This is a genomic window from Bacillus jepli, from assembly GCF_047238305.1.
In the GTDB taxonomy this organism is placed as follows: domain Bacteria; phylum Bacillota; class Bacilli; order Bacillales; family Bacillaceae_L; genus Ferdinandcohnia.
The window spans coordinates 3911103-3929882 of sequence record NZ_JBDFMO010000001.1 but is presented as its reverse complement, the minus strand read 5'-3'; the positions used below and the strand labels follow the sequence as shown (position 1 = coordinate 3929882).

The window sequence follows — 18780 nt, the reverse complement described above, 5'->3', positions numbered from 1 at the left end:
TGAAAAAATGTTGAAAAAATTAAAAGTTATTGCAATTCTGTCTTGTATCTTATTACTATTCGCCGCTTGTTCTTCAGGACAACAATCAGCTAAGGGAGGCGATGAAGGGTCTAGCTCAAATGAAAAATCAGGTGAAAAAATCACGTTAAAATTAGCTACTATACAACCAGAGACACATACGTTGACTCAAAATTTCTTTAAACCTTTCATGGAAAAAGTTGAAGAATTAACAGATGGTCAAGTTGAATTTGAATTTTATCCAGCTGAGCAACTAGGAAAAGCAGCTGACTATCTTGACCTAACAAGAGATGGCGTTATGGACGTTGCTTACTATCTCTCGACATATTATCCAAGTAACATGCCAATCAATGCAAATATGTTCGGTTTACCAGGAATGTATCAATCGGCCGAAGATGGTGTAGCATTACATACGATTTCTCAACAAGAACCAATGCTGACAACAGACTACTTAAATAATGGTGTTAGACCAGTTGCAAACTTTTTAGTTTCTCCTTATCAATTTTTTACAACTGGTAAAGAAGTTAGAGTACCTGAAGATTTGAAAGGTGAAAAAGTTAGAGCACCTGGTGGAATCGCTACAAAAGCGATTGAAGCTCTTGGTGCAACTCCAGTAAGTACATCATCAACGGAGGTTTATGAAGCTGTCGAACGTGGTGTTATTGATGTTGTTAACTGGTATGGCCAAGGTGTACGCGATTATGGGGTAAGTGAATTAATCAAGTACGGAATTCAAAATGTTAATTTTGGTGGACTTTCAGGCGGTCTTGTAATCAATGAGCAGGTCTATCAAAGCCTTCCACAAAATGTAAAAGATGCATTTAAACAAGCTGGTGATGAAGTTTCCGCAAGCTTTGCAAAGATTTATGAAGAAGATGAAGTAAAAGTTTTCGAAGAGTTTAAGTCTACTGGAAATATTAAAGTAGTTGAGTTATCAGAAGATGAATTGGCTGAGTGGGAAAAATTTTATGAAGAATTTACTGAACCAGCAATTAATGAACTAAAAGATGTTGATAAACTGAAAGAAGCTATTGATCAGTTTAATGCTGAGCTTGAAAAAATACGATAATTGTAAGGTAATATGAATGTTTGAAAATTGTTTTACACTTGATGGAAGTGCCACTTCCGATATACCAATATACCGGACGTGGCATTTTCATTATATATGAAGGGAGTGGAATAATGGAATTTTTAAATAAATGGCTTAATCGAATTGATACGTATTTGAATTATATTTCAGCTGCAGCAATTTTTGTTATGATGCTGTTAATTGTTCTCGATGTAGCTTTACGTGCAGCAATCAATAAACCATTAGTAGGTGTACTCGAATTCACTGGTGAATATTTACTTGTCACAATTGTTTTCTTTGGTATTAGCTATGCGTACCTTCATAAAGAGCACGTACGAGTAGAAATAATAGTAGATCGTCTATCAAAGTCTGTTCAAAGAATTCTTCAATTAATTTCAAATGTGATTGGAATCGTTGTCATTGCTGCATTAGGTGTGACAAACTTTCAAAAAGGGTTAGATATGTTCGAAAGGAATATTCGTTCAGTAAGTCTACTGGAGTACCCATTAGCACCAGCCTACATGATTATTACGGTCGGCATTGCAATGCTAATCATTCGTTTGCTTTTTGAAACCCTAACTATTCTTTTAGAAATGAAGGGAAGCAAATCACATTAATAATGTTGGAAGTGAGGTGACCTTATGGTTGCAGGAGTTTTTATTCTATTATTACTAGTTTTACTTTTTATTGGAATGCCAATTGGATTTGTATTGTTAGCTGTTGGAGCGTTAGGATTGATTTATCAATCCGGACTAGACACCGCTTTAGGTATTTTATCCGCAACAGCATTTAGTAGTGTTAATAGTTTTACCTTTAGTACGATTCCATTGTTTATATTGATGGCACATTTTATTTCGAAAAGTAATATTGCTGCCGAGTTATTTGAAAGCATTATAAAATGGGTAGGCCATAAACCTGGTGGACCAGGAATGGCAACCGTCTTAGCAGCAGCTGGATTTGGAACTCTATCCGGTTCAAGTGTTGCAGGAACTGCAGTAATGTCTCAAATAGCCGTACCTCAAATGGTGAAAGCCAAATATTCCCCCTCACTCGCTTCAGGTCTTGTTGCGTCAAGTACGGGTACATTGGCTGCTTTGATACCGCCGAGTATCCCTTTAATTTTGTACGGAATTCAAACTGAAAATTCAATCGGAAAACTGCTTATTGCGGGTGTTGTACCTGGTATAATCGTAGCTTTCTTGTATTGTATGTACATTGTATTTGTTGGAATTAGAGATAATACAAAAGGTGAAAGATATTCTTGGGGTGAAAGGTTTCGCTCGTTGAAGAATATATGGCCGGTTGTACTACTAGTGGTCATAATCGTAACTGTAATCTACATGGGAATTGGTACTGCAACAGAGGCTGCAGCATTTGGTGCCTTCGGAGCTCTATTAATTGGCATCTTTATGAAACGATTAAATTTCAAAACAGTAGTAGATGCTTTGGTTGAAACAACGAAACAAACTGCAATGATTTTTACTATTATAATTGGTGCTCACGTTTTTGCCTATTTTATCGCCGTTACAAGAATTGGTAATCAGTTAATTACTGCAATTGAACAAAGTGGATTGTCAGCATGGGGAGTATTAATTTTAGTTATTCTACTTTATCTAGCAATTGGTATGTTTGTAGACCTAGTTGGAGCAATGTTGTTAACGCTTCCACTTATTTACCCATTAATGATGGGATTTGGATTTGATCCCATATGGTTTGGAATAATAGTGGTACTGCTATTAGAAATAGGGCTCGTTACTCCACCGGTAGGATTGAACCTATTCATTGCAAGTAATTCATCCGGGGTACCAATTAAAAAAGTATTCTTTGGAACGCTACCGTTTATTGGAATATTGTTATTTACCATTTTGCTTTTTGTTCTCTTCCCACAACTAGTATTATTTTTACCGAATGGTGCGGGATCGTAATCTAGAAAAATATGAATACTTTCACAGCTGATAAAAAGGAGATATAAGACATGAAAGAATTTATTTATCATGCACAACCAAGTAAGGTTTATTTTGGTGAGGGTGTTGTTAATAAGGTTGGAGAATGCGTTAATGATTTAGGCTTAAAGAATTTTCTTATTATTACCTCACCTGGCCAAAGTGGCAAAGCAGTTGCAGAAAAGATTTCGAATGAACTTGGTGATCGCTGCTATGGAGTCTATCCAAAAGCAATCCAGCATGTGCCAAATGAAATTGTTGAAGAAGCTTTAACGTTTTTACAAGATAAAGAGATTGATGGATTGATCTCAATCGGAGGAGGCTCATCTGTTGGTTTAGCTAAAGCGATTGCATTAAATACAAATCTACCAATCATTGCGATTCCGACAAACTACTCTGGCTCAGAATTGACCCATGTGTGGGGTATAACAACAGATGGAATTAAAACTACTGGTCGTAATCCAGTTGTTAAACCTAAAGTTGTGTTATTTGATTCGGAATTAACAATGCATATGCCAATTAAACTAACTGTGGTAAGTGCAATTAACGCCATGGCCCATTGTGTAGAGGCTCTTTATTCTGAAAATCCAAATCCAATTTCATCTATTATGGCCGGAGAAGGAATCAGAGCGATTGCAGAGGGTCTACCAAAGTTATATGAGAATCCACTGGATATTGAAGCACGTACAAAGGTGCTATTTGGTGCATGGCTTTCAGGAACAGTACTAGATACTGTGCCAATGGGTGTGCATCATCGTATTTGCCATACGCTTGGTGGAACATGTAATCTATCGCATGCAGATACACATACAATGATCCTTCCCTATGCGATTGCTTACATTAAGGATTATGCGCCTGAAGCAATAAAGGCAATTGCTCGAGCGATAGGGACTGAAACCGATGATGTTGCTGGATTCTTATTTGATTTTATCCAAGACCTAGGTGGACCCAAATCACTTAAGGAACTTGGTTTGAAAGAAGAGGATATAAAGAAAGCAGCTGCGGTTGCATGTAGAAAACCATTAACTTATCCCCGTCCTATAGATGAGGAGTCAATTGAGATTCTAATTCGCAATGCTTTCTCAGGTAAGCGACCATCACGGGAAATGGTCTATTAAAGAAAAAATGGGCTATCAATAAAATAAGAGCTGGGGGATATCGGAGAATGATTAATAAAGTTGCCAATTCAATTGAAGAGGTTATAAGTACGATTGAAGATGGAAGTACAATTATGTTTGGTGGTTTTGGGGGTGCAGGAGTACCATACGAATTAATTAATGGATTATTAAATCAAGGTGCTAAAGATTTAATCGCTGTAAGTAATAACCCAGGATATCATTACGAAGGAATTGCTGCACTGATTGAAAATGACCGTATCGCTAAAATTATGTGTTCATTCCCTATTTCTAAAGATAGTTATGTATTTTTGGAGAAATTCAAGGAGAAAAAGATTGATTTAGAGTTAATCCCTCAAGGGACGCTGGCAGAGCGATTACGAGCAGGTGGTTCAGGGATTGAAGCCTTTTATACTCCAACTGGGGTAGGTACAGAAATTGCCAAAGGAAAAGAAGAAAGAGTCATTGACGGTGTTTCATGTGTCTTAGAGAAAGCTATCAAAGGTGATTATGCTTTTGTAAAAGCGAAAAAAGCAGATCGATGGGGAAATCTTGTTTACAATAAATCGGGTCGTAACTTTAATCCTTTAATGGCTATGGCTGGAAAAATAACCATTGCAGAAGTTGATGAAATTGTTGAGGTAGGGGAATTAGATCCAGAATGTATAGTAACACCCGGAATATTTGTTCAACATGTTGTGAATAGGAGAGGATTGTAATGGCGAACAGCTTGAATGTTAGGGAACAAATTGCAAAACGGATAGCACAGGACCTCCACGAAGGATTTGTTGTCAACTTGGGTATCGGTATTCCGGTTTTGGTAAGTAACTTTGTATCTAAGGATAAAGAAATTATTTACCACAGTGAGCAAGGCGTTTTGGGTATGGGATCGGTAGCATCTGAGGAAGAAGCAGATCCTGATCTAGTAAATGCGTCTAAAGAGCCCGTAACCCTTGTTCCGGGTGGAAGCTTCTGTCACTCAGCAGATTCTTTTGCCATGACAAGAGGTAAGCATATTGATGTTGCGATTTTAGGTGGAATGCAGGTTTCTGAAAAAGGTGACCTAGCTAACTGGAAAGTAAAAGGTGCTAAGCTGGGGAGCATTGGTGGGGCGATGGATATTTCAATCGGCGCAAAGAAGCTATTTATTGCAATGACACATACAACGAAAGATGGCCAACCCAAAATTGTTAATGAGTTAGACTACGCAGTAACTGCGTTAAATTGTGTTAACCGAATATATACGGATATGGCAGTAATTGACGTAACTCAAGATGGCCTAATTTTAAGAGAGGTTAGTCCTGGTTACACAGTAGAGGATGTACAGAATGCGACAGAGCCTAAGCTTATTGTTTCGTTACAATAAAATTGTCACGTTGGAAGAAGGGGTAAGATGAGGAATCATATTCTAAGCTCAGTAATATTTCAGGATATAGTATCTACTAATGAAATGCGGGACGTATTTTCTGAAGAAGCAATGGTACAAAAATGGATTGATGTTGAAGTTGCCCTTGCTCTAACACAGGCAGAATTAGGGATTATTCCTAAAAATGCAGCAAGTGAAATTAAAGATAAAGGGAATGTAAAATTCTTTAATCTTGCAAATATAAAAAAAGGTGTCGATACAACTTGGCATCCTTTACTCCCGTTTATTAGAGAATATAAGGCACTTTGCCAAGGAGATAGTGGTGAATATATTCATTGGGGTGCAACTACTCAAGATATCATTGATACAGGACTCATATTACAAATTAAGGAAGCAATGAATATTATTGAAAAAGAATTGAAAAGCATCGAAACCATTTTATGTGATTTAGCAGAGAAATATAAAAATACGATTATGCCGGGTAGAACGCATGGTCAGCATGCACTACCTATTACATTTGGGTATAAGGTGGCTGTTTGGGCAGATGAAATAAATAGACATTTAGAGAGAATTGCTCAAATGAAGAATTGAATTTTTGCAGGCAATCTAACGGGTGCAGTTGGAACATTAGCTTCTATGGGTGATCAAGGACTAGGGGTTCTTGATGGGGTAATGAAAAAATTAGACTTATTAACCCCAACAATTTCATGGCATGTAGCTCGGGATCGAATTGCGGATATTACTGTAATACTTGGAATGATTGGAGCCACGATTGGAAAAATTGCCAAAGAGATCATTAATTTACAAAAGACAGAAATAAATGAGCTAGAAGAACCTTTTGAATTTGGAAAAGTGGGTAGTAGCACTATGCCTCAAAAAAGAAACCCTATGGCAAGTGAGTTTGTTTTGGGCAATAGTTTGTTACTGAGGCAAAGAGCTGCCTTTGGAATCGAATATATGGTACAGGAACACGAACGTGATATGGGACCATGGACGGCAGAATGGGAAACAATTTCAGAGATGTTCCAATTGTCATCAGGATTACTGCATCATATTAAAGGAATTCTTTTAGGACTAAAGGTAAATGAAGTCGTGATGGCTGATAACTTAAACAAGTCCAATCAATTGATTATGGCAGAAGCTGTCATGATGAAACTTGCTGAAAAGGTTGGTAGGCAAGAAGCACATGATATTGTTTATAGAATATCCATGAAAACATTTGAGGAAGGTAAGATGTTTTCTAATGCTTTAAAGGATGATGAAGTTATTAAGAGTTTATTCACGAATGATGATATCGATAGAATCCTAAATCCTATTAATTATGTTGGTCTTTCTCAAAAATTTGTAGAAGATGTGGTTTCTAAAATCAGAGGTTTCGATGGAGAAAGTTCTTTAGTTAAAAACTCCTTGTAGTTAATACAAGGACATTTCTATATAAACTCAGTTTATATGCAGGTAGAGGTGGTACTTTGGAAATGAATCGAATGTGTAGTACAGATGATGAACGATTACAAACAATTGAAAGAATAGAAGAAATGCTCCATGATTTATCCCCTAGTAAACTTGTACATCTGGAAAATGTATTAAAGAGGGAAAAAGAAAAGTTTCCATATATGCATTATATAGGTAAGTGGTTAGGAATATCTGAAAGTGAAGATTGCATGATTATGGAACTCGGACCTCAAAATGATAATACGTCTGGGGTGGCTCACGGTGGAGCCTTATATTCATTAGCTGACACAGCCATTGGATTTGCGATACGTAAGCAACTACCTCCAGATAATGCTGTTTTCACACTCGAAATGAAAATGAGTTTTATCAAAAAAGGTGAGGGGAAAAAGTTAATCGCAAAACCAACTATATTACAGTTTGGTAATAGGATTGTCTATTCTGAATGTACAATATTTGATGATGAAGGAGATACGGTTGCAAAAGCAAATGGATCCTTTTATATAACTAAAAAAGAGTGGTTAAAAAAATAAGAAAATGTGGTGAATGAATTGAAAGAAACATATATTGTGGATTCTGTTCGAACTGCTGTTGGGAAAATGGGTGGAGCTTTAAAGGATGTGACAGTTGATTTATTGGCTGAAAAAGTTATTCGTGAAATCTTATTGAGAACAAATCCTACTATTGAAGTTGATGAGGTTATTTTAGGGCAGGCCAAACAAAGTGCTGACACATCGAATTTGGCTAGGTTGGCGTTATTGCGTGCTGACCTACCAGTGGAAGTTGCTGGGTATACCGTACACCGCCAATGTGGGTCAGGCTTGCAAGCCATTAATAATGCGGATATGCAAATAAAGCTTGGGATTTCGGCTGTTATTATTGCAGGTGGAGCAGAAAGTATGAGTACTGCTCCTTATTACATAAGAGATGCTCGTTTCGGTTACAAAGCAGGAAATGGACTATTGTTAGATCCTAACACTGAAAGTCAACCCTCTTCTCAGCCTAGAGAAAAGTATGGTGAACTAACTATGGGATTAACGGCTGAGAATCTTGCTGAAAAATATAATATTTCTCGAAATGAACAGGATCAATTTGCCCATCGTAGTCAGGAATTAGCAAATAAGGCGATAGAGTCTGGCCGATTTGAAAACGAAATAGTTCCAATTGGATTTAGGAAAAAAAAGGAGACAATTTCTTTTAAAGAAGATGAACATCCATTCCTTAGCTCTGTAGAAAAACTTGGAAGATTACGCCCGGTCTTTAAAGAAAATGGTACGGTAACAGCAGGTAATTCTAGTGGTCGGAATGATGGTGCTGCAGCATTAATGTTAATGAATGAACAGAAATTAAAGGAATATGATTTAAAGCCAAAAGCAAAGATTATTTCACATGCAGTCAGTGGTGTATCGCCAGAAATTATGGGTATTGGTCCAGTTACCTCAACATTTAAAGCATTAAAAAATTGTGGATTAAGGATAGAGGATATTGGCTTAATAGAACTAAATGAAGCCTTTGCAGCACAAGCATTATCCGTTATAAAGGAGACAAATATGGATTTAAATAAGGTAAATGTTAATGGAGGTGCAATTGCATTAGGTCATCCTATTGGAGCAACTGGTGCTATTTTAATGACTAAACTTTTACACGAAATGCAAAAACGGGGAGACAAATATGGATTGGTTACATTATGTATAGGTGGTGGACAGGGGATATCAACTATTATTGAGCTTTTAGATCAGTAATTTTCTTTCTAAAAATAAGAATATGATTATTTCCTTACCTTTCAATAGAAAGCTGGGGTTCTATGTTTCACTTTTGTATGGTAATATCCATGTGCTTGTTGTACATACTTTCAAATATTTTCAAAATCTCTATTATTAATCAGTGTTTTATGGTTAGTTGTATTATAGTGTTTTTTATTGCGTTTTTTAATTTAGATAAGAGAGGGAAAGTATTTACAGGAACATTATTTTCTCTCGGTTTTTCGATTCATTTTTATTATGGATATACCGGATTAGAACTTTTTGATGGCATCTCACAAAATATGGCAATCTTAGCGATTGTGTTACTTGCTCCTTTATTATCGATTCCATTAAAACTTGAAGGGATTACTAAATTTGTTGTTTCTGGGTTAAATAGACTCAAAGACGATAGTCGGAAGCTATACTATAGTGTCACGAGTTTCATGCTTATTCTTTCTCCTATCCTAAATGTGGGTTCAATCCGAATGGTTAACGAATTTGTTTCTGACCTACATGTAAAACAAAAACTGTTATCAAATGCCTATTTCGGTGGGATTTCACCAACTTTTATTTGGTCACCATTTTTCGCGTCTCTCGGGATTATTTTATACTATACGGGTCTCACCTATCTTGAGTATTTTCCAATTGGGATTATTTTTGTGTTTTTTCAAGTTGTAGTTGCCTTTCTGTTAGTTGGACCTATAAGAAAAAGAACGACTGATTCAACAATTGAAAGGAAGAAGAACCAGGGATTTAGCCCATTTTATCTGCTAATTATATACGTTGTTTTACTTGTTTGTATTCTTATTCTTTTAGAAGAAATAACAAATAAGCCTATGACTTTACTAGTTACAGTCATTTGTATATTTTTACCTATACTTTATACGATTCTGCGAAGAAAATGGTCAGATATAAAAACTGAAGTGAGCCTTTTTAAACAGCAACTAACGACAAATTCTAATTTTGAAATTGCCTTATTTCTGAGTGCTGGATTACTGGGAAATGCACTACTAAGTACAAAATTAGATAGTCTACTAAAAAGCATTATACTATGGTCATCTGATATATCGATTATGCTTTTATTTTTCTTAGTGATTTGCTTTGTAACTTTAATGTCTATTATAGGAATTCACCAAATAGTGGTCATTCCCATCATATTAACTTTATTAATATCTCCTGATGTTAACATTGGCCTGTTTGTCTCAGCATTTATGTGCATCTTTACTTGGATGCTTTCAGCTTCATTAAGTCCTTTAAATGTATTGAATGTCATTATTAGTAGATGTGTCAAAACAAATGGTGTAAGAGTAGCATATTACTGGAACGGAAAGTATTTCTTATCGATTACTATATTGGCATTCTTCTATGTTTTCGTTTTGGATATTTTAGACTAGGTGTATATGGCTGGTAACTTAATCAAGGAGGATATGTTTATGAAAGTTGGTCTAATCTCGGCAACAAAGGTATCACTTGAACCAATTGAAAGTGCGTTTCATAAAGAATCTCCTGAAATAGAAGTCTTTCATTATCTCGATTCTAGTTTGCTGCCCATGTTAAAAGATGAAGGATATCTCTCTCCAAAAATTATGAAACGTTTTATTCGACTCATTGACTCTGCTGTGGATTCTGAAGTTGATGTGATCCTACTTACCTGTTCTGCATTTAATGATTTAGTGGAAATATTAAAACCACTTTATCAAATTCAAATCTTTCGTTCTGATGAGGCTGTATTAGATAGTGCTCTTGCATATGAGCGAATTGGCCTTTTATCAACCGTTCATGAAACATCAACCGTATTGATGAACTATTTAAAGAAAAAGAACCCAAACGTATCTGTAGTACCAATGGTTGAAGATGGATTAATCTTCTATTTAAATAGTGGCATGATAAAAGAACATGACGAAAGAGTTATAGAAATGATTAATGAAATAAGTAAAGAAGTCGATGTTATCGTTTTGGCTCAATTTAGTATGGAACATGTAGCAGACCAAGTCAATTTTACAATTCCAATACTAACTGCTCCTCGTTTGGCTGCAAAAAGGTGTAAAGATTATATATCGGATTTGCATTAGCAAGAAAAATCATGATTAATGAAGAAGGTTCACCTCATATTACTAATTGAGGTGGACCTTCTTATTAAATATAGAATTTTTCCATAAAAGTTTCTATAAGATTCTATTGCTGTTATATAAACCAACTTATTTTTAGTATCCAATTTGAAATTTCTTTTTTATAAAACGTAGCCCAAATTATACAGAATCATTTTTACAATAATGAACCTTGGCATGATTTATTTATTAATGAAATAAAATTCCCCTTTGGATTATCTGAAAGACTATATTGTTACTTGTACTTATCCTAAAAACTATTTTATTACAAAACTTTAATGTGATATTAAAAAAACTTAGAATAATTTGACAAATCAAATAATTCATGATAAATTACTCATAAATATATCGGGACACTAGACCAAATATCGGGACACTTGACGATTTTTGCGTAATCCCGAATTATGTTTACTTACATTACAAAGGGGGATGAAAATGGAGTTTGAAACTAATACAGCCATTTCTACAAGAGATAAAATTACAGTCTATGGTTATGACTTAACGGAAGAATTAGTTGGAAAGATCAACTTGGCTGACATGATTTTTCTAGGTGTTAAAAACCGAAAGCCAACGGAAAATGAATCTATTATGCTGAATGCAGTGATGGTATCTATTTCAGAGCATGGTTTTACTCCAAGTTCAATTGCTACTCGATTGACTTACCTTGGAGCACCTGAAGCAACTCAAGCTGCTGTAGCAGCAGGTCTTTTAGGTGCAGGAACTGTTTATCTCGGTGCTATGGAGTCTACGGCAAAGATGTTACAAGAGGCTTATTCGAAATACAAAGAGGATACTCCAGATATTAAAGAGATTGCTAGTAAAATATTTTCAGAGAAAACTAGTAAGCGCTTACAAATACCTGGATTTGGTCATCCTATTCATAGACCCGTTGATCCCCGAACAGTAAAATTATTTTCTCTTGCAGAAGAATATGGATTTAAAGGTGCACACATCCAGCTATTAGAAGAAGTACATAGATTGTTGTGTGAGGATAAAGGAAAACAAATTACGTTAAATGCAGCAGGTGCTGTTGGTGCTGTTATGTCAGATATGGAAATCGATTGGCGTGTAGTAAAACCAATTATGGTTGCCGCTCGTGCCGTAGGTTTAGTTGGACATATAACAGAAGAAATGAAATTGGGTAGAAAAGAAAGTGTAGGCCAAAGAGTTTTTGATTATTTTGATGAACATACAACTTATGCAAAATTCTAGTTAAATACAAACACAATAAATAATTGAAAGAGGGGACGTTATGAAAGGTTTGAAGTATCAAAGAAATTTATATCTTGTTGTAGTTCTTTTAGTCTCTATACTTCTTACAGCCTGCAGTTCTGAAAAAGAAACAGGAACACAAACAGGTGACTCGCAGAATAATGAAAATGGAGAATCTGAAACGTTTGAACTAACATTTTCAAGTTACCTAGGTGAAAATTCACCTCCAAATCCTGTTGTAGTTTGGTTTATTGAAGAGGTTGAAAAACGAACAGAAGCAAGAGTGAAAATTGAGCCTTTTTGGGCAGGGTCATTGCTCGGAGGACCCGATACTTTAACTGGTTTGAAAGATGGAAGGGCAGATATGGCTTATGTTAATCCTGCAGCTTTCCCTTCAGAGCTTCCATTAACGAATGTAGTTGCCGTACCATTTGTTAATGCGAATCCAGAAGTAACACTAAAAACCTTCTATGATCTGTATCAAAATAATGAAACATATAAAACTGAGTGGGAAAACCAGGGTATTCGTGTGTTAAATTTCTTCCCATTTGGAACTAATGTTATTGGCACACAAGATCAAGTCGATAGTATTGACTGGTTTGATGGAAAAATGGTCCGTGGCTTAGGATATGTCAATCAAGCATTAGAAGCTGTTGGTGCTAATCCAATTGCAATTGATGCAGCAGAGGTATATGAAGCGTTAAATCGTAAAACCATTGAGGCAGTTTCCGGTATGACATTAGAAGCATATAGCACTCTTAAATTTCAAGAGGTTGCTCCACATATTGTAGATACTGGATTGGGAAGTTATATCACAGCTACGATGAGTATAAGAAAAGAAGTATGGGATAAAATGCCATCTGATATTCAACAAATTGTATCAGAAGTAGCGTTAGAAGCACAGGAAAAATCCCTGGAATCTTTAAATGAATGGCAAGAGAACAGTGCTAAACAAATTGTTGATGCTGGGGGAACAATAAAAGTATTGCCTGAAGATGAGGTGCAGAAATGGAAGGATGCTATTGGGGATACGATTATTAACCAATGGATTGAAGAGAATGAGGAGAGAGGGCTTCCAGCAAAGGATTTCTTTGATCAATATACCGAATTAATAAAAAAATATCAAGAAAGCTCTACTTATACATCAGGTGCTGAGAGATGGTCAACTGAATAATTATTGTATCTGTTAAGAAAAAGGATTGTATTCATTTTGGGATTATTCATAATATGAAAGTTTACAATTATTGATACAATCCTTTTTCAGTCTAGCAAAGTAGGTGAAATAATTGAGAAAAGGAATTGAAAAAATATCAAAATGGAGTGCGATCTTATCAGCAATACTGATAGGTATTTTAATGTTAAGTACTACATTCGATGTTATAAGTCGCAGTGTAACTAATAAATCACTTAGAGGAGTAGTAGAAATTAGCGATGTATTACTCGTTGCGATTGTGTTTTTAGGAATGGCATATACTCAACAAACAAAAGCACATGTGAAAATGGAAGTACTTAGTTTTTTGCCAAGAAATCGATTAAGTGCTTTTATGCGTATTATTGGATTGACGGTACTTTGTTTTGTTTCCGTCCTACTTATATATACTACAGGTCAAGGATTTATTTCTTCTTTTACTTCAGGTGAATTTCGTACTGGACTTTTGTCAATACCTCTATGGCCATCAAAATTCTTTATTGTATTTGGGTTTACCCTCTTTTTTTTCATAGTCCTATATGAACTTATTGATATTATTAAGAACACTTTTACAAACATAAAGCATGATAAGTCTGGCTCTACTAAAGATGGGGGGATATCAGCAAAATGACTTCTGGATTTATCGTTGCATTAGTAATCATTCTTTTATTTGTGCTTTTATTTTTTGATATTCCCATTGCTTTTGCATTATTAGCAAGTGGTTTGGTAGGTATTGTTCTATTGAAAGATTGGGATGTTGCAGCTGGAGCATTAGCGAATATTCCATTTCAATCAACTGCAAAATATACACTTATTGTGATCCCCTTGTTTCTCTTCATGGGACTCTTGGCTCAGCATGGTCGAATTGCAGAGGATGTTTTTAATTTTGCTCACCGGTTTTTGCGTAAATTGCCCGGAAGCCTTGGGATAGCCACTGTCGCAGCTTGTGCAGGTTTTGCAGCAGTATCTGGATCGAGTGTGGCTACAGCGGCAACTGTTGGCAAACTGACAATAGGAGAAATGAGGAAGCATGGGTATAATGCAACGTTTGCCACAGGAATTGTCGGTGCTGCCGGTACATTGGGAATTCTTATTCCTCCCAGTCTAGTATTAATTATCTATGGAACGATTACGAATGAATCAATTGGCAAACTATTATTAGCCGGTATTATTCCGGGACTTTTAACAGCAGCTATTTTTATGATAGCTATCGTTATCATTGCTCGTTTTAGACCTAGTATGGTGGAGGTACCGCAAGGCAGTTCATTACAAACTCTATCTACCAGCCAATTTAAGAGTCAAAGCTATTGGGGAGTTCTTAAAATTGCGATCTTGTTTGTAATTGTAATGGGTGGAATTTATAGTGGTATTTTTACAGCGACAGAATCTGCAGCAATTGGTGCCTTGGTAGCTCTTATTATGCTTATCTTACAATATCGGAAACATAGGAAAGTATTAAGTGAAAAACTAGTCGACTCTCTTTTAGAAACGGCTAAAACCACATGTATGGTTTTTGCTATTTTAGTAGGTGCAAGTTTACTAACCTATTTTTTTACAGTATCCCTTGTTCCAACTAGATTTGCTGAATGGGTAACAGGATTAGGAGTATCACCTGTTATTACAGTGGCTCTCCTTTTGGTTATTTTTATACCGCTTGGAATGTTCCTAGATGGTATGTCAATTTTATTGATTACCATTCCATTAGTTTATCCGGTAGTAACCCATTTGGGTTTTGATGGTATATGGTTCGGTATTCTTGCAGTAAAGATGATTGAATTAGGATTAATTACACCGCCTTTAGGTGTTAATGCTTTTGTTGTTGCTGGAAGTGCAAAGGATGTATCTATAGTAAGGATTTTTAAAGGTTTAGGGTTGTTTATGGTACTTGACCTCATCGTCATTTCACTACTTTTTATGTTCCCAGAACTTACAACCTGGCTGCCGAACTTAGCAGATAAATAGAGGAGGATTTATATGTCTAATTGGGGAGAAGAAGTTCAAAAGGTTCAACAAGTCGTTCATGCTTCTGAGGAAGGTAGAATTATCGTAATGGATTCTATTACATGGACGGATGAAAGAAACAATAATGGAGATGTGATGGTAGGTGCTTCTTTTGCAGGAATTATTTCTGTTCGATTTCCACTGAGAGTAGTACCAAAGGCAGTAATATGCCATGATGCGGGAATTGGAAAGAATAATGCAGGAATAAATGGACTCTTGCTTTTGGAAGGAAAAGGTATTCCTGGAGCTGCTGTTGAAACAATGTCAGCGAGACTTGGTGATGGTAAAAGTATGTATGAAGATGGAGTCATTTCAGTCGTAAATGATCTTGCCAAAGAAATGGGAGTGTATCCTGGAATGACAGTTAAAGAGGCAGCGCACATTTTATTGAAATATAAAAAGGTTATTGAAGAAATACCGAAATATCAAGAAGTTATGTATGAAAGTGAAAGAGGAAAGATTGTTGCGATGGAAACAGTTACTTTTACGAATGAAAGTAATCATTATGATGTTGTATGTGCTGGCTCTCACAGTGGGGTTACCTCGGCAGCTTACTCATCAAGATTTTCTCCGCGTGGGGTTATATGTAATGACGGTGGTATGGCAAAAGATAACTCAGGTATTGCAGGTCTTCCTATTTTGGATAGTAAAGGAATCGCTGGTGCGGCAGTTGACACTATGAGTGCAGAAATAGGAAGTGGAAGGAGTACGTATGAAGACGGAATTATTTCTGCTCGAAATGAAACCGCTAAGGAATGTGGTATAGAAGTGGGGATGACTGCAAAAGAAGCAGCAATGTTAATGCTTGAAGGTGTTCGATAAGTTAGGGAGTTTATCTAAATACATTATATGAAGGGTGATCATATTGACACAGTGGCCTCAGCATATTGTTTATCAATCTAATCGAGGAAAAATCATTTATATGGATTCAATGGGTTACATTGATGAAAGAAATGATGTAACAGATGTATTAATATGTGGTTCTCATAGTGCTTTATGTGCGGTTGAATTGGTTTCATGGGTTCGTCCAAGGGGGTTAATCGGACATGATGCAGGAATTGGTTTAAGAGAAGGAGGTATTTCAGGTTTAAAACATCTTGAAGAAATAGGTATTCCTGGAGCAGCTTGTGGTGGAGAATTCGCACAAATTGGCAATGGTGAAAGTTTATATCATGAAGGAATCATTACTGCTGTTAATAAGCCTGCTAAGGACAAAGGAATAAAATTAGGTATGACTACTAAAGAAGCAGCAATGATCATGTTGGAATGGGTTTATTCTTCACCCCCAATAAAGAAAGTGCAGAAAATACTTTTAGATTCGGAACATGGAAAAGTAATAGGGATAGATACGATAAAGTATGGTGATCAGAATATTAACAATACAGTAATTTGTATGGGTTCTCATGCAGGCGAATCAATGGCAAAATATGTATTAGATTTAAAAGTAAACCTATATGGAATTATTACAAATGATGTAGGTCTACCTAAGGGAAATTCAGGTATTTCTGGGTTACCTATCCTTAATAAATACGGTATTCCTGTTGCGACGGTTTCGGTTAATACAGCAGAGGTCGGAAATTCAGAAAGTACTTATCAAGAAGGTATCATATCGACGGTAAATGAAACTGCTGAAAAAATAGGCGTTAAAAAGGGAATGGATGCATCTGTGGCAGCTAAGATAATGCTAAAAAGGGGAGTTAAATAACCTTTGTATAAATTAATATACCTTTTAAAAAAGTTTATAACTAACTTTGTGATAAAGGAGGAAAGTTATTGCGGATATTTGTTAAGCTCGAAGAATGGATTCTAGTATTGTTAATGTCTATCTTGTGTTTATTAACATTTGGAAATGTTTTGGCAAGATATATCTTTCATTCATCTTTCTCATTTACCGAAGAACTTACAACGAATCTATTTCCTTTTATCATTTTTATTGGTGCTGCTCTTTTGGCTAGGGAAAAAGGCCATCTAGGGTTTGCCTTACTCAATGATATACTGCCAAAGCGATTTTCAATTGTTCTAATAATAATTGTTGGGTGCTTAACATCTATCTTTTTTATAGCACTCGTATGGTATGGAATAGATATGGTTATTCAACAATACGAATTTAATCAAAAAACTCCAGCAATGGGAATGCCTGCATGGATAATGGGTTTAGCCATTCCATTCGGATCGTTTCTATGTATTTATCGTTTTTGGGAAGGTTATATCAGATCAATACATGATCTTTCGGATGTGGAGGAAACAAAATGAGTACTATAGCAATTGCGTTATTCGGTTTGTTTTTTCTATTCCTTCTCATCAACATGCCTATTGCAATAGCGTTAGGATTATCCACTGCTATTACCATGTTATTATTTGATTTACCAATACAGTCCTTACCAGCAACTTTATCTTCATCTCTAACGAAGTTCTCTTTATTAGCGATTCCATTTTTCTTTTTGGCAGGACTTATTTTAGAGAAAGCAGGAATTTCGAGAAGACTTATCAATCTTGCTCAAACTTTAACTGGACATTTAACAGGGGGATTAGCAATTGTAGCGGTTGTAGCGGCATGTTTCTTTGCTGCCATCTCTGGTTCAGGGCCAGCTACAATGGCTGCCGTAGGAACCATTATAATCCCTGCAATGGTTAAAGCGGGTTATAAAAAAAAGATGTCAGGTGGTTTATTAGCAACAGCAGGAGGAATTGGAATCATCATTCCACCAAGTATTGGTTATATCGTTTACGGAGTCGTTGCACAAGTTTCGATTGGCGAGTTATTCATTGCCGGGATAATTCCAGGATTAATAATGGGGACTGTACTAGCCATTTTAAGTTTCTTTATTGCTAAAAAGGAAAAGATACCTACTTTGCCAAAGGCAAGTATAGGTGAAGTATGGGTTGCCTTTAAAGATGCAATTTGGGGATTATTTGCACCAATTATTATATTAGGTGGAATTTATTCAGGTATATTTACTCCTACTGAATCTGCGGTAGTAGCCGTATTTTATGGATTGTTTGTAGGGTTAGTTATTTACAAAGAAATTAAGATTACGGAGTTACCTCAAATTCTGGTTGAATCAGCTAAGACGACATCAATGATTATGATAATCGTAGCTTCTGCTGCTTCTTTTGGTTGGCTCCTTACGATTGAGGGTATAGCACTTGAACTTGCAAATTCACTAATGAGTATTGCCCCTGAGAAATTTACGATGTTACTAATGATGACTATTATACTTTTAATTGCTGGTATGTTTGTAGATGCAATCTCTGCATATTATATTTTTCTACCTATTTTCATGCCAATCATGTTAAGCATGGGAATAGATCCGGTTCATTTTGGAATAGTGATGACCATGAATTTAGCAATTGGTCTAATCACTCCTCCAGTAGGATTAGACCTATATGTCGCAAGTGGATTGACAGGATTATCTTTAAAAGAAATGTCGTTAGGTGTTTTACCATTTCTTTTTGCAGCATTAATTACATTGCTTTTAGTTACCTATATCCCGCAAATTAGTTTATGGCTGCCTCAACTACTTGATATGCGATAGATTGATAACTTGATTACTAAAAAAATATAAAA

Annotated in this window: 19 protein-coding genes and 1 pseudogene; all 20 read left to right on the top strand. The window is 35.9% G+C overall.

The annotated features are described in order from the left end of the window. The first annotated feature begins 7 nt into the window (after positions 1-7). The 20 genes and pseudogenes from ABC371_RS20105 to ABC371_RS20010 all read left to right on the top strand — a co-directional run bounded on the left by ABC371_RS20105 (position 8) and on the right by ABC371_RS20010 (position 18748). The gene (locus ABC371_RS20105) at positions 8-1087 is read left to right on the top strand and encodes a TRAP transporter substrate-binding protein (protein ID WP_412898417.1); all 1080 of its coding nucleotides are present in this window, start codon (positions 8-10) and stop codon (positions 1085-1087) included. A gap of 113 nt (positions 1088-1200) precedes the next feature. Further along, positions 1201-1704, top strand: a complete 504-nt coding sequence (locus tag ABC371_RS20100; protein WP_412898416.1) for a TRAP transporter small permease — start codon at positions 1201-1203, stop codon at positions 1702-1704. Positions 1705-1728: 24 nt separating this feature from the next. Next, a complete protein-coding gene (locus ABC371_RS20095) occupies positions 1729-3012 on the top strand; it encodes a TRAP transporter large permease (RefSeq protein WP_412898415.1) in 1284 nt (427 codons plus the stop codon). A 50-nt stretch (positions 3013-3062) separates the two neighbouring features. After that, complete coding sequence (locus tag ABC371_RS20090) at positions 3063-4148, top strand: maleylacetate reductase (RefSeq protein WP_412898414.1); 1086 nt, start codon at positions 3063-3065, stop codon at positions 4146-4148. Positions 4149-4195: 47 nt separating this feature from the next. Further along, positions 4196-4864, top strand: coding sequence for a 3-oxoacid CoA-transferase subunit A (locus ABC371_RS20085; protein WP_412898413.1), 669 nt, complete (start codon positions 4196-4198; stop codon positions 4862-4864). Beyond that, the gene (locus ABC371_RS20080; RefSeq protein ID WP_412898412.1) at positions 4864-5511 is read left to right on the top strand and encodes a 3-oxoacid CoA-transferase subunit B; all 648 of its coding nucleotides are present in this window, start codon (positions 4864-4866) and stop codon (positions 5509-5511) included. The genes ABC371_RS20085 and ABC371_RS20080 overlap by 1 nt, the downstream gene beginning before the upstream one ends. A 27-nt stretch (positions 5512-5538) precedes the next feature. After that, positions 5539-6411, top strand: a pseudogene (locus tag ABC371_RS20075) (class-II fumarase/aspartase family protein); the annotation flags it as partial. After that, positions 6400-6924, top strand: coding sequence for a lyase family protein (locus ABC371_RS20070; RefSeq protein ID WP_412899405.1), 525 nt, complete (start codon positions 6400-6402; stop codon positions 6922-6924). The pseudogene ABC371_RS20075 and the gene ABC371_RS20070, both read left to right, overlap by 12 nt. Before the next feature lie 62 nt (positions 6925-6986). After that, positions 6987-7493: a PaaI family thioesterase gene (locus ABC371_RS20065; RefSeq protein WP_412898411.1), complete on the top strand. Its 507-nt coding sequence runs from the start codon at positions 6987-6989 to the stop codon at positions 7491-7493. An 18-nt stretch (positions 7494-7511) separates the two neighbouring features. Beyond that, positions 7512-8702 (top strand): thiolase family protein, encoded by a 1191-nt coding sequence (locus ABC371_RS20060; RefSeq protein ID WP_412898410.1) that lies wholly within the window; start codon positions 7512-7514, stop codon positions 8700-8702. Positions 8703-8869: 167 nt separating this feature from the next. Then, a complete protein-coding gene (locus ABC371_RS20055; protein ID WP_412898409.1) occupies positions 8870-10096 on the top strand; it encodes a hypothetical protein in 1227 nt (408 codons plus the stop codon). 39 nt (positions 10097-10135) lie between these two features. Further along, positions 10136-10774, top strand: a complete 639-nt coding sequence (locus tag ABC371_RS20050) for a hypothetical protein (RefSeq protein WP_412898408.1) — start codon at positions 10136-10138, stop codon at positions 10772-10774. Positions 10775-11245: 471 nt separating this feature from the next. After that, positions 11246-12022 carry a citryl-CoA lyase gene (locus ABC371_RS20045; RefSeq protein WP_412898407.1) on the top strand — a complete coding sequence of 259 codons (777 nt, stop codon included), beginning with the start codon at positions 11246-11248 and terminating at the stop codon, positions 12020-12022. Between the two features lie 40 nt (positions 12023-12062). Further along, positions 12063-13196, top strand: coding sequence for a C4-dicarboxylate TRAP transporter substrate-binding protein (locus ABC371_RS20040; protein WP_412898406.1), 1134 nt, complete (start codon positions 12063-12065; stop codon positions 13194-13196). 112 nt (positions 13197-13308) lie between these two features. After that, on the top strand, positions 13309-13842 hold the full coding sequence (locus tag ABC371_RS20035) for a TRAP transporter small permease subunit (protein ID WP_412898405.1): 534 nt from the start codon (positions 13309-13311) through the stop codon (positions 13840-13842). Further along, the gene (locus tag ABC371_RS20030; protein ID WP_412898404.1) at positions 13839-15173 is read left to right on the top strand and encodes a TRAP transporter large permease; all 1335 of its coding nucleotides are present in this window, start codon (positions 13839-13841) and stop codon (positions 15171-15173) included. Before ABC371_RS20035 ends, ABC371_RS20030 begins: the two co-directional genes overlap by 4 nt. A 12-nt stretch (positions 15174-15185) precedes the next feature. Next, positions 15186-16034 (top strand): DNA polymerase Y subunit UmuC family protein, encoded by an 849-nt coding sequence (locus ABC371_RS20025; protein WP_412898403.1) that lies wholly within the window; start codon positions 15186-15188, stop codon positions 16032-16034. Positions 16035-16077: 43 nt separating this feature from the next. Next, the gene (locus ABC371_RS20020; RefSeq protein WP_412898402.1) at positions 16078-16917 is read left to right on the top strand and encodes a hypothetical protein; all 840 of its coding nucleotides are present in this window, start codon (positions 16078-16080) and stop codon (positions 16915-16917) included. Positions 16918-16985: 68 nt separating this feature from the next. Then, the gene (locus ABC371_RS20015) at positions 16986-17465 is read left to right on the top strand and encodes a TRAP transporter small permease (protein ID WP_412898401.1); all 480 of its coding nucleotides are present in this window, start codon (positions 16986-16988) and stop codon (positions 17463-17465) included. After that, positions 17462-18748 carry a TRAP transporter large permease gene (locus ABC371_RS20010; protein WP_412898400.1) on the top strand — a complete coding sequence of 429 codons (1287 nt, stop codon included), beginning with the start codon at positions 17462-17464 and terminating at the stop codon, positions 18746-18748. Before ABC371_RS20015 ends, ABC371_RS20010 begins: the two co-directional genes overlap by 4 nt. The last annotated feature ends 32 nt before the right edge of the window (positions 18749-18780 follow it).

Excerpts from the sequence above, each read along its gene's own strand:
- ABC371_RS20030 (WP_412898404.1), top strand. The coding sequence starts at position 13,839 with ATGACTTCTGGATTTATCGTTGCATTAGTAATCATTCTTTTATTTGTG.
- ABC371_RS20095 (WP_412898415.1), top strand. The coding sequence starts at position 1,729 with ATGGTTGCAGGAGTTTTTATTCTATTATTACTAGTTTTACTTTTTATT.
- ABC371_RS20050 (WP_412898408.1), top strand. The coding sequence starts at position 10,136 with ATGAAAGTTGGTCTAATCTCGGCAACAAAGGTATCACTTGAACCAATT.
- ABC371_RS20025 (WP_412898403.1), top strand. The coding sequence starts at position 15,186 with ATGTCTAATTGGGGAGAAGAAGTTCAAAAGGTTCAACAAGTCGTTCAT.
- ABC371_RS20080 (WP_412898412.1), top strand. The coding sequence starts at position 4,864 with ATGGCGAACAGCTTGAATGTTAGGGAACAAATTGCAAAACGGATAGCA.
- ABC371_RS20085 (WP_412898413.1), top strand. The coding sequence starts at position 4,196 with ATGATTAATAAAGTTGCCAATTCAATTGAAGAGGTTATAAGTACGATT.
- ABC371_RS20100 (WP_412898416.1), top strand. The coding sequence starts at position 1,201 with ATGGAATTTTTAAATAAATGGCTTAATCGAATTGATACGTATTTGAAT.
- ABC371_RS20105 (WP_412898417.1), top strand. The coding sequence starts at position 8 with ATGTTGAAAAAATTAAAAGTTATTGCAATTCTGTCTTGTATCTTATTA.
- ABC371_RS20070 (WP_412899405.1), top strand. The coding sequence starts at position 6,400 with ATGGCAAGTGAGTTTGTTTTGGGCAATAGTTTGTTACTGAGGCAAAGA.
- ABC371_RS20090 (WP_412898414.1), top strand. The coding sequence starts at position 3,063 with ATGAAAGAATTTATTTATCATGCACAACCAAGTAAGGTTTATTTTGGT.
- ABC371_RS20040 (WP_412898406.1), top strand. The coding sequence starts at position 12,063 with ATGAAAGGTTTGAAGTATCAAAGAAATTTATATCTTGTTGTAGTTCTT.
- ABC371_RS20045 (WP_412898407.1), top strand. The coding sequence starts at position 11,246 with ATGGAGTTTGAAACTAATACAGCCATTTCTACAAGAGATAAAATTACA.
- ABC371_RS20065 (WP_412898411.1), top strand. The coding sequence starts at position 6,987 with ATGAATCGAATGTGTAGTACAGATGATGAACGATTACAAACAATTGAA.
- ABC371_RS20010 (WP_412898400.1), top strand. The coding sequence starts at position 17,462 with ATGAGTACTATAGCAATTGCGTTATTCGGTTTGTTTTTTCTATTCCTT.